The organism is Stenotrophomonas sp. GD03958, assembly GCF_029839005.1.
Classification (GTDB): domain Bacteria; phylum Pseudomonadota; class Gammaproteobacteria; order Xanthomonadales; family Xanthomonadaceae; genus Stenotrophomonas; species Stenotrophomonas hibiscicola.
Map to the genome: position 1 here is coordinate 1 of NZ_JAOBZT010000105.1, position 9,772 is coordinate 9,772.

8 protein-coding genes are annotated in these 9,772 nt (G+C 66.4%); 3 read left to right on the forward strand and 5 right to left on the reverse strand.

What is annotated here, in order from left to right; translation table 11 throughout:
• Positions 1-2,718 (reverse strand): aconitate hydratase AcnA (acnA, locus tag N5C25_RS19400; RefSeq protein WP_279937692.1); only part of this gene is annotated, 2,718 nt, incomplete at its 3' end.
• Positions 2,719-3,020: 302 nt separating this feature from the next.
• Between acnA and N5C25_RS19405 the strand changes: the two genes are divergently transcribed.
• The 3 genes from N5C25_RS19405 to acnB are packed head-to-tail and all read left to right on the forward strand — an operon-like array spanning position 3,021 to position 6,285.
• Positions 3,021-3,245, forward strand: coding sequence for an AbrB/MazE/SpoVT family DNA-binding domain-containing protein (locus N5C25_RS19405; RefSeq protein WP_005409505.1), 225 nt, complete (start codon positions 3,021-3,023; stop codon positions 3,243-3,245).
• Positions 3,246-3,251: 6 nt separating this feature from the next.
• Positions 3,252-3,650 (forward strand): type II toxin-antitoxin system VapC family toxin, encoded by a 399-nt coding sequence (locus N5C25_RS19410; protein WP_251103201.1) that lies wholly within the window; start codon positions 3,252-3,254, stop codon positions 3,648-3,650.
• A gap of 43 nt (positions 3,651-3,693) precedes the next feature.
• Complete coding sequence (gene acnB / locus N5C25_RS19415) at positions 3,694-6,285, forward strand: bifunctional aconitate hydratase 2/2-methylisocitrate dehydratase (RefSeq protein WP_111097827.1); 2,592 nt, start codon at positions 3,694-3,696, stop codon at positions 6,283-6,285.
• Between the two features lie 245 nt (positions 6,286-6,530).
• Here the strand turns inward: acnB and N5C25_RS19420 are convergent, their stop codons facing one another.
• The 4 genes from N5C25_RS19420 to N5C25_RS19435 form a co-directional block, all read right to left on the reverse strand.
• Positions 6,531-7,604, reverse strand: coding sequence for a chemotaxis response regulator protein-glutamate methylesterase (locus N5C25_RS19420; RefSeq protein ID WP_251103197.1), 1,074 nt, complete (start codon positions 7,602-7,604; stop codon positions 6,531-6,533).
• Complete coding sequence (gene cheD, locus N5C25_RS19425; protein WP_014037083.1) at positions 7,601-8,197, reverse strand: chemoreceptor glutamine deamidase CheD; 597 nt, start codon at positions 8,195-8,197, stop codon at positions 7,601-7,603. The genes N5C25_RS19420 and cheD overlap by 4 nt, the downstream gene beginning before the upstream one ends.
• A complete protein-coding gene (locus N5C25_RS19430) occupies positions 8,194-9,063 on the reverse strand; it encodes a CheR family methyltransferase (protein ID WP_049435029.1) in 870 nt (289 codons plus the stop codon). The genes cheD and N5C25_RS19430 overlap by 4 nt, the downstream gene beginning before the upstream one ends.
• Before the next feature lie 37 nt (positions 9,064-9,100).
• A partial coding sequence (locus tag N5C25_RS19435; RefSeq protein WP_279937693.1) for a methyl-accepting chemotaxis protein occupies positions 9,101-9,772 on the reverse strand: 672 nt, incomplete at its 5' end.

Sequence of the window (9,772 nt, forward strand, 5' to 3'; positions counted from 1 at the left end):
CAGGCCACCGTGACGGAAGTACTCGACTTCCTTCGGGGTCAGCAGCATCACCGACACCTCGAAGGTCTTCCTGGTGCCATCGGCCTTGGTGGCGGTGACCGTGGCGCGCTTGCTGGCACCGTCCTGCAGGCCGGTGATGTCGATCACTTCCGAGCCGTCCAGGCCCAGGCTCTGCGCATTCTCGCCGTTGCGGAACTGCAGCGGCAGCACGCCCATGCCGACCAGGTTGGAACGGTGGATACGCTCGAAGCTCTCGGCGATGACCGCCTTCACTCCCAACAGCAGGGTGCCCTTGGCCGCCCAGTCGCGCGACGAGCCGGTGCCGTATTCCTTGCCGGCCAGCACCACCAGCGGCACCTTGTCGGCCTTGTATTTCATGGCCGCATCGTAGATCGCCAGCTTTTCCGGCTGGCCGCCGTCGGCCGGGTAGTACAGGGTGTTGCCGCCTTCCTCGCCACCGAACATCAGGTTCTTGATGCGGATGTTGGCGAAGGTGCCGCGGACCATCACGTCGTCGTTGCCGCGGCGGCTGCCGTAGCTGTTGAAGTCGGCCGGCTGCACGCCGCGTGCCTGCAGGAAGCGGCCTGCCGGCGAGTCCTTCTTGATGTTGCCGGCCGGGGAGATGTGGTCGGTGGTGATCGAATCGCCGAACAGGCCCATCACGCGCGCGCCGTGCACGTCGTCGATGCTGCCGGTCTGCATGGTCATGCCATCGAAATATGGCGGGTTCTTGATGTAGGTGGAGGCGTCGCTCCACGCGTACAGGTTGCCGTCCGGCGAGGCGATGGTGTTCCAGCGGGTGTCACCCTTGAACACATCGGCGTAGTTCTGCTTGAACATCTCCGGGCCGATGGTGGCGGCGATGACGTCGCCGATTTCCTTGTTGCTCGGCCAGATGTCGCGCAGGAACACCGGCTGGCCATCGCTGCCGGTACCCAGCGGCTGGGTGGTCAGGTCGATGTCGGTGGTGCCGGCGATGGCGTAGGCCACCACCAGCGGCGGACTGGCCAGGTAGTTCATCTTCACTTCGGGGTGCACGCGGCCCTCGAAGTTGCGGTTGCCCGACAGCACCGAGGTGACCACAAGATCGCCGGCGGCGATGCCGGCGCTGACCTCGGTCGGCAGCGGGCCGGAGTTGCCGATGCAGGTGGTGCAGCCGTAGCCGACCACGTAGAAGCCGATCTTCTCCAGTTCCTTCAGTACGCCCGCCTTTTCCAGGTAGTCGGTGACCACGCGCGAGCCTGGGCCGAGCGAGGTCTTCACCCACGGCTGGCGGTTCAGGCCCTTGGCGGCCGCGTTGCGGGCCAGCAGGCCGGCACCGATCATCACCGCCGGGTTGGAGGTATTGGTGCAGGAGGTGATGGCCGCGATGACCACCGCGCCATCTTTCAGCCGCACCTTGCTGCCTTCGATCTCGATGTCGGCGAAGCCCTTGGCCAGCTGCTCGTTGCCGACCGCCGCGCCACCGCCTTCGTTGACGAAGGTGGCAACGTCCTCGCTGCGCTTGTCACGGTTGGCAGTCAGGCCGACCAGCGCTTCGCGGTAGTTCTTCTGCACGTCTTCGAGCAGGACGCGGTCCTGCGGACGCTTCGGGCCGGCCAGCGACGGCTTCACCGTGCCCATGTCCAGTTCCAGCGTGGTGCTGTACTTGGCATGCGGGCTGCCCGGTTCGTGCCACAGTCCTTGCGCTTTGGCATAGGCCTCGACAAGGTTGATCTGCTCTTCGCTGCGGCCGGACAGGCGCAGGTAGTTCAGCGATTCGGCGTCGATCGGGAAGATGCCGCAGGTGGCGCCGTATTCCGGGGCCATGTTGCCGATGGTGGCGCGGTCGGCCAGCGGCAGGTGCTGCAGGCCATCACCGTAGAACTCGACGAACTTGCCGACCACGCCCAGCTTGCGCAGCATCTGGGTAACGGTCAGCACCAGGTCGGTGGCGGTGGCGCCCTCGGGCAGCTTGCCGGTCAGCTTGAAGCCGACCACCTGCGGGATCAGCATCGACGACGGCTGGCCGAGCATGGCCGCCTCCGCTTCGATGCCGCCCACGCCCCAGCCCAGCACGCCGATGCCGTTGATCATGGTGGTGTGGCTGTCGGTACCGAACACGGTATCCGGGTAGGCCACGGCTTTGCCATCCTTCTCCGCGGTCATCACCACGCGAGCCAGGTTTTCCAGGTTCACCTGGTGCACGATGCCGGTGTTGGGCGGCACTACCTTGAAGTTGTCGAAGGCCTTCTGGCCCCAGCGCAGGAAGCCGTAGCGTTCCTGGTTGCGCTGGAACTCGATCTTGCCGTTGAGGTCCAGCGCGTCGGGCTTGCCGAACACATCGACCTGCACCGAGTGGTCGATGACCAGTTCGGAGGGAATCTGCGGATTGATCTGCTCCGGCTTGCCGCCGAGCTTGACGACGGCGTCGCGCATCGCGGCCAGGTCGACCACGCAGGGCACGCCGGTGAAGTCCTGCAGGACCACGCGTGCGGGCATGAACGCGATTTCGGTGTCCGGCTCGGCCGCCGGGTTCCAGCGGGCCACGGCTTCGATGTGGTCCTTGCCGACGGTGATGCCGCCATCCTCGTGCCGGAGCAGGTTCTCCAGCAGGATCTTCATCGAGTAGGGCAGGTGGGAGATATCGAAGCGCTGGCCCAGCGTGGGCAGGCTGAAGTAGTCGTACGTCTTGCCGCCGACGTTCAGCTGGCTGCGGGTGGAGAACGAATCGCTCATGCGGGGTAACTCCTTCTTGCGGATGGCTTGCAGTGGCCCGCGCATGGGCGGGCCTGCTTGCGGTCGCCGCGGGCCTGGCGGCCCCGGTGGTCCCAGTATGAATCCGAGACTGAATGGATTCATCCGGGCCGGGTTCCGGCCCGCAGCATCGGTTCCAGACTACAGGGGAAGGTGTATGGCGTATGTCACGTTTGTGGCCGATCCTCTGCGAGGCAAGGGCTGGCGGGCTGCCTGTCCTGTTCAGGGTGGAAGTATGCCCGGGGAAGTATGTATAATTTGTGCATACTCTGGAGGGCCTACCGATGGAAGCCACTGTTGCAGAACGCGGACAGATCACCCTGCCCAAGGCGGTGCGTGATGCCCTCGGCCTGACTAAGGGCACGCTGCTGAAGGTCGAGCTGGACGGCAGCCGCATCATCCTGCGCAAGAGTGTTGACGATGCCATTTCACGGGCGCGCGGCAAGTTCGCGCTGGACGGCTTCGAATCGTCCGACGCAGCGGTACGCGCGGTGCGTGACGAGGAATAAGCCGTGATGATCGCCGTCGATTCACCGGTGCTGGTCGAGCTGCTCAGCAATGGTCCGCAGGCCGATGCCGTGGAGGCCATCCTCCGGCACAGCCTGGTGGGTGGCCGTGTGGTGGTCTGCGGCGCGACCCTGGCCGAGGTCTGCGCATCGCTGCGCGGCGGCGCCGAGGTGCTCGAAGCGCTGGAAGAAATGGGCGTGCACTTCAACCCGATGGAAGCCAAGTCGGCGCTGCGCGCCGGCGAGATGCACCGCCGTCATCGCCAGCGTGGCGGCAGCCGCCGCAGCTTGGACGAATTCATGGTCGGCGCCCACGCACTGCTGCAGTGTGACGGCCTGATCACCTGGAACGACACGTTTTACCGCGACTACTTCAAGGGCCTGAAGCTGATCGTGCCGCACGCCTGAGCCCACTTTGTTATTTCAACCTACGCATTACCCGGGAGTTGTCATGTTGGAAGCCTACCGCCACCACGTCGCCGAGCGCGCTGCGCTTGGCATCCCGCCGCTGCCGCTGAGCGCGCAGCAGACGGCCGATGTCATCGAACTGCTGAAGAACCCGCCGCAGGGCGAGGCCGAGTTCCTGCTCGACCTGCTGACCCATCGCGTGCCGGCCGGTGTCGATGACGCAGCCAAGGTCAAGGCGTCGTACCTGGCGGCGATCGCCCTGGGCAGCGAGCAGAACCCGCTGATCAGCCGTGAGCGCGCCACCGAACTGCTGGGCACCATGCTCGGCGGTTACAACGTCGCCCCGCTGGTGCAGCTGCTGGACGACGCCAGCGTCGGCACCATCGCCGCCAACGGCCTGAAGAAGACCCTGCTGGTGTTCGATGCGTTCCATGACGTGCAGGAAAAGGCCAAGGCCGGCAACGCCAACGCCCAGGCCGTGCTGCAGAGCTGGGCCGAGGCCGAGTGGTTCACCAGCAATCCGGAAGTGCCGCAGAGCCTGACCGTCACCGTGTTCAAGGTGCCGGGCGAGACCAACACCGACGACCTGTCGCCGGCGCCGGACGCGACCACCCGCCCGGATATCCCGATGCACGCCCTGGCGATGCTGAAGAACAAGCGCGACGACGCGCCGTTCACCCCGGAAGAAGACGGCAAGCGCGGCCCGATCCAGCAGATCCTCGACCTGAAGGACAAGGGCCACCTGGTCGCCTACGTCGGCGACGTGGTCGGTACCGGCTCCTCGCGCAAGTCGGCCACCAACAGCGTGCTGTGGTGGACCGGCGATGACATTCCGTACATCCCGAACAAGCGCGCCGGTGGCGTGTGCCTGGGCGGCAAGATCGCCCCGATCTTCTACAACACGATGGAAGATGCCGGTGCGCTGCCGATCGAGCTGGACGTGTCGAAGATGGAGCACGGCGACGTCATCGAGCTGCGCCCGTACGAAGGCAAGGCGCTGAAGAACGGCGAGGTGATCGCCGAATTCCAGGTCAAGTCCGACGTGCTGTTCGACGAAGTGCGTGCCGGTGGCCGCATCCCGCTGATCATCGGCCGTGGCCTGACCGGCAAGGCGCGCGAAGCGCTGGGCCTGGCCCCGACCGACCTGTTCCGCCTGCCGGTGCAGCCGGCCGATACCGGCAAGGGCTTCTCGCTGGCGCAGAAGATGGTCGGCCGCGCCTGTGGCCTGCCGGAAGGCCAGGGCATGCGCCCGGGCACGTACTGCGAACCGAAGATGACCTCGGTCGGCTCGCAGGACACCACCGGCCCGATGACCCGTGACGAGCTGAAGGACCTGGCCTGCCTGGGCTTCTCGGCCGACCTGGTGATGCAGTCGTTCTGCCACACCGCCGCCTACCCGAAGCCGGTGGACGTGAAGACCCACCACACCCTGCCGGAGTTCATCTCCACCCGTGGCGGCGTCTCGCTGCGCCCGGGCGACGGCGTGATCCACAGCTGGCTCAACCGCATGCTGCTGCCGGACACCGTCGGTACCGGTGGTGACTCGCACACCCGTTTCCCGGTGGGCATTTCGTTCCCGGCCGGCTCGGGCCTGGTCGCCTTCGCTGCGGCCACCGGCGTGATGCCGCTGGACATGCCGGAGTCGGTGCTGGTGCGCTTCAAGGGCAAGATGCAGCCGGGCGTGACCCTGCGTGACCTGGTCAACGCGATCCCGCTGTACGCGATCAAGTCGGGCCTGCTGACCGTGGCCAAGGCCGGCAAGAAGAACATCTTCTCCGGCCGCATCCTGGAAATCGAAGGCCTGCCGGAGCTGAAGGTCGAACAGGCGTTCGAACTGTCCGACGCCTCGGCCGAGCGTTCGGCCGCCGGTTGCTCGGTGCGCCTGAACAAGGAACCGATCATCGAGTACCTGACCAGCAACATCACCCTGCTGAAGTGGATGATTGCCGAGGGTTACCAGGATCCGCGTTCGCTGCAGCGTCGCATCGAGAAGATGGAAGCCTGGCTGGCCAACCCGCAGCTGCTGGAGCCGGATGCGGACGCCGAGTACGCCGCCGTCATCGAGATCGACCTGGCCGACATCCACGAGCCGATCGTGGCCTGCCCGAACGACCCGGACGACGTGAAGACGCTGTCCGAAGTGGCCGGTGCCAAGATCGACGAAGTGTTCATCGGTTCGTGCATGACCAACATCGGTCACTTCCGCGCCGCGGCCAAGCTGCTGGAAGGCAAGCGTGACCTGCCGACCCGCCTGTGGGTGGCCCCGCCGACCAAGATGGACGCCTCGGAGCTGACCAAGGAAGGCGTGTACGGCACCTTCGGCGCTACCGGCGCACGCATGGAAATGCCGGGCTGCTCGCTGTGCATGGGCAACCAGGCGCAGATCCGCGAGGGTTCCACCGCGATGTCGACCTCGACCCGCAACTTCCCGAACCGCCTGGGCCGCAACACCAACGTGTACCTGGGCTCGGCCGAACTGGCCGCGATCTGCTCGCGTCTGGGCCGCATCCCGACCAAGGAGGAGTACATGGCGGACATCGGCGTGATCAACGCCAATGGTGCGGAGATATACCGCTACATGAACTTCGACCAGATCGAGGAATATCAGGACGTGGCCAAGACGGTCGCTGCCTGATGCGGTAACTGAAAACCCCCGGCTTGCGCCGGGGGTTTTTTGTGAGCGGACAACGCATGGGGTGAAACGAAGAACCCCCGGTGAAAGCCGGGGGTTCTTTCGTTGCCTGATGGCCTGTAGCGCCGTCCATGCTTGGCTGCTGTTCGCGCGATGCGCGATGAGTCGAAACGCGGCTCGACTCTACAAAGGCATCCACGCATGGCGTGGATCTACTGCCCGCGGAGTCCTTGGGCCGGGGCGCGCTATCAGCCGCGAGCGAGCGCCAGCAGCCGTTCGGCAATCCGTTCCAGCGGCACCTGTTCCTCGGCGGCGCCGAGCTTGAACGCTGCGCCCGGCATGCCCCAGACCACGCTGGTGGCCTCGTCCTGCACCAGTGTCGGCGCGCCGGCCTGGCGCATTTCCAGCAGGCCGCGTGCACCGTCGTCACCCATGCCGGTGAGGATGGCACCGATGGCATTGCCGCCGGCGCTCTGCGCGACCGAGCGGAACAGCACGTCCACGGCCGGCTTGTGCCGGTTCACCGCCGGGCCATCGTCGATGCGGCAGCGCCAGCGTGCACCGTCACGGATGATCCGCAGGTGCTTGCCGCCCGGCGGCAGGTAGGCATGGCCGGGCAGCACCGCTTCGCCGTCGCTGGCCTCGCGCACGGCCATCGCCGAATGGCGGTCCAGTCTCTCGGCGAAGGCGCTGCTGAAGCTGGCCGGCAGGTGCTGGGTCATCACTACAGCTGGCGCGTCGGCAGGCATGCCTTCCAGCACCACGCGCAGCGCTTCGGTGCCACCGGCTGACGAGCCGATCGCGATCAGGCGGTCGGTGGTACGGAACTGCGGCGAGGCAGCACGCGTCGCCGGCGCTGCGTCCAGCGTGAGCTTCGGGGCGGCCGCGCGCACCAGTGGTCGCACCCGCGAGCGCGCCGCCATCTTCACCTTGGCGATGATTTCGTCGGCGTAGCCCTGCAGGCCGCGTGCGACGTCCAGCTTGGGCTTGGAGACGAAGTCCACCGCGCCCAGTGCCAGCGCCTGCAGCGTGGTGTCGGCGCCGCGTTCGGTCAGCGAAGAAATCATCACCACCGGCAGCGGGTGCAGCCGCATCAGGTTTTCCAGGAACGCCAAGCCGTCCATGCGCGGCATTTCCACGTCAAGCGTGATCACGTCCGGGGCCAGGCGCTTGATCTTCTCACGCGCCAGCAGCGGATCTGCGGCGGTGCCGACCACGTCGATGGCCGGGTCGCTGGACAGGATTTCCGTGAGCATCTGCCGCACGACGGCAGAGTCGTCGACGATCAGGACCCGGCAGGGGGCGTTGCCGGTCAGGGTCATTCGAACAACTCCACGCCGCCGGTGACCGGGGCCTTGGACAGACGTGCACGCACGGCCGATTCGGTGGCAGCCACTTCGGCTTCGTGGGCATGCGGCAGGCGTTGCACCACCACGCGGCCGGTATCGGCGAAGAACCAGATCTTGCGCGGATGGATGCCGCACAGGTCCTCGGCGATGATCGGGATATGCTCGGCCTGCAGGTACTGGCGCACGAACTCGGCGTTGCGGGTGCCGACCGGATTGCTGGTGAAGCCCTTGAGCACGTTGGCGCCGCCGAATACCTTGGCTTCGATGCGCTTGCGGTGGGCGCCGCGCTTGAGCATGTCGTTGATCAGCAGTTCCATCGCGTAGCTGCCGTAACGCGCGGGCGCGCCGTCGCCGGCATTGCCCTCGGGCAGCAGGAAATGGTTCATGCCACCGATCTTCAGCACGGGGTCCCGCAGGCAGGCCGCCACGCAGGAACCCAGCGTGGTGGTCAGCGCGGTGGTGTCGTCCACCACCAGGTACTGGGTCGGCAGCAGCTTGGCGGCAATGGTCTGGAATCGCGCATCCTGGTAGCGCATCACATCGTCGGTACGCAGTGAGGCGTTCATGCACCGGCCTTTGCCGCGCGGCGGTACAGGGTGCGGCCACAGGGCTGGATCAGGTCGGCGGCGTGCAGGTAGTTTTCCGAGTGTCCGGTGTAAAGCAGGCCGTCATCGGCCAGGTGCTGTACCAGCCGGCCGAGGATCGCGCGCTGGGTTGGCTTGTCGAAGTAGATCATCACGTTGCGGCAGAACAACGCATCGAACGGGCCGCCGACGTCGTAGCGCGGGGCAAGCAGGTTCAGTGGGCGGAACTCGATCAGCTCGCGCAGTGCCGGCAGCACGCGGCACTGGCCCTCGTTGGGACCGCTGCCGCGCTGGAAGTAGCGCCGGCGCAGGTCCGGGTCGAGGTTGGTCACACGGTCGATGTTGTAGACACCTCGGCCGGCGGTGGCCAGCACCTGTGTGTCGACGTCGGTGGCGATGATGCGCACCGGCGGCTTCAGCGTACCGAAGGCCTCACAGGCGGTAATCGCCATTGAATAGGGTTCTTCGCCGGTGGACGCTGCGCACGACCACAACAGCAGCGGCGTGCGGCTGGAGCGCTGCTGCAGCTCCTCGCGCAGCTTGTCGAAGTGATGCGGCTCGCGGAAGAACGAGGTCAGGTTGGTGGTCAGGGCGTTGGTGAACGCCTGCCACTCGTCACCGTCTTCCTGCTCAAGGTGGTCCAGGTACTGCTGGAAGCTGCGCATGCCCAGCGTGCGCAGGCGGCGCGACAGGCGGCCATAGACCATGTCGCGCTTGGCCGGTGCGAGGGCGATGCCCACCCGCTGGTAGATCAGGTCGCAGACGCGGCGGAAATCACGGTCGGCGAACTCGAATTCGCGCGGGCCGGTGACGATGGGAGTAGGACTTTGCACGGGGGACGTGTCCATCGGCAGAGGCGGCGGCCGAAGCCGCTGCGGGTGGGTCTCAGAATTCCTGCCAGTCGCTGTCGCTGGCGGCGAAGGTGCGGGCGTTGCTGCTGCGACGTATCGGAGCGGGCGTTCCGGTCGGCTGCGGACGTGCCACGGTGGTGGTGATGCACGCCGATTCCACGCGTTCGGCGACAGCCTTCACTGCGGCGGAGACCTGGTTATCGAGGCGGAAGATCGCCACGGCATCGGCCAGCTGCGAGGCCTGGTCTTCCATCGCACGCGCGGCGGCGGTGGCTTCCTCCACCAGCGCAGCGTTCTGCTGGGTGGTTTCGTCCATCTGCACCACGGTCTGGTTGACCTGCTCGATGCCGGCGCTCTGCTCCTGCGAAGCGGCAGAGATCTCGGCCATGATGTCGGTCACGCGCTGCACCGAGGCGACGATCTCGCCCATGGTGGCGCCAGCCTTGTGCACCAGCGCCGAGCCATCGTTGACCTTGCCGACCGAGTCATCGATCAGGCCCTTGATTTCCTTGGCGGCGGCGGCCGAGCGCTGGGCGAGGGTACGCACTTCGCTGGCAACCACGGCGAAGCCACGGCCCTGTTCGCCGGCACGGGCGGCTTCCACCGCGGCGTTCAGTGCCAGGATGTTGGTCTGGAACGCGATGCCGTCGATGACGCTGATGATCTCGGCGATTTTCTTCGACGAGGCTTCGATGGCCGACATGGT

What these genes read in the sequence shown, in the direction of transcription:
- N5C25_RS19405 (WP_005409505.1), top strand. Translation starts at nt 3,021, where the DNA reads ATGGAAGCCACTGTTGCAGAACGCGGACAGATCACCCTGCCCAAGGCG.
- N5C25_RS19410 (WP_251103201.1), top strand. Translation starts at nt 3,252, where the DNA reads ATGATCGCCGTCGATTCACCGGTGCTGGTCGAGCTGCTCAGCAATGGT.
- acnB (WP_111097827.1), top strand. Translation starts at nt 3,694, where the DNA reads ATGTTGGAAGCCTACCGCCACCACGTCGCCGAGCGCGCTGCGCTTGGC.
- N5C25_RS19420 (WP_251103197.1), bottom strand. Translation starts at nt 7,604, where the DNA reads ATGACCCTGACCGGCAACGCCCCCTGCCGGGTCCTGATCGTCGACGAC.
- cheD (WP_014037083.1), bottom strand. Translation starts at nt 8,197, where the DNA reads ATGAACGCCTCACTGCGTACCGACGATGTGATGCGCTACCAGGATGCG.
- N5C25_RS19430 (WP_049435029.1), bottom strand. Translation starts at nt 9,063, where the DNA reads ATGGACACGTCCCCCGTGCAAAGTCCTACTCCCATCGTCACCGGCCCG.